We start from the raw sequence: 797 nt of genomic DNA on the forward strand, positions 1-797 counted from the left end.
GGCCGGGCAAGCCCAGCCAGCGCGGCAGCGTCAGCAGCAAGGCGGCGCTCAACGCGCTGCCGGCCAGTTCCAGCGCCAGCGGGCCGCGGGTGTCGCCGCCGGCGTAGCAGTAGCGCGCCAGCAGCGCGTTCCAGGCGCCAAACACGATGCCCGGCGCGTACAGCGCCAGCAGCAGCGGCAGGCCGCTCGCCGCCAAGCCACCGGGCAGCAGCAGCGCCACCAGCGCCGGCGCGGCGCCGATCAGTCCGGCCGCCGCCGGCAGGGTCAACAGGGTGCAGGCGGCCAGGCCGCGCTCCAGCAGCCGCAGCCGGTCCGCGCCCAGCGCGCCGCTCATCTTGCCCAGCAACACCTGATTCAAGCTCATCAGCGCGATCAGCGGCAGATTGATCAGCTTGCGCGCCAGGTTGAGCAGGGTAATCGTCCCCTCGCCCAGCAGCGAAGCGGCCAAACGTTCCAGCAGACCCAGGCCTTGGCTGGCGGCGCCGCTGGCCAGCAGCGGCCATAGCTGCCGCCAGGCCTGAATGACTTCGCCACGGCCGGCGCGCAGCCAGGGCCGCCAGCCCTGCCGCCAGTTGCCGGGCAGCAGCGCCGCCGCCATCAGCAGGCTGCCGGCCAGAAAACATTGCGCCAGCGTCGTCGCCGTCGCGGCCGGCCCGGCCCAATACAGGTAGAACGCCGCCGGCAGGTTGAACAACAGCGAACCCAGCCCGGCCAGCAGGAAGCGTCCCTGCGCTTGCAGCGGCACCGCCAGCACCGCCTGGGCCAGCAGGCCGGGCGCCAGCCAAGCCAGCCAGCGC

The 797-nt window shown here is 73.5% G+C and carries 1 protein-coding gene; it reads right to left on the minus strand.

Features of this window, described 5'->3' with window-relative positions; genetic code table 11:
* Nucleotides 1-797: lipid II flippase MurJ (locus tag LQT98_RS23920; RefSeq protein WP_231465758.1), on the minus strand; the 797-nt coding region annotated here is incomplete at both ends.

Source organism: Chromobacterium aquaticum (assembly GCF_021129195.1).
Lineage (GTDB): Bacteria > Pseudomonadota > Gammaproteobacteria > Burkholderiales > Chromobacteriaceae > Chromobacterium > Chromobacterium aquaticum.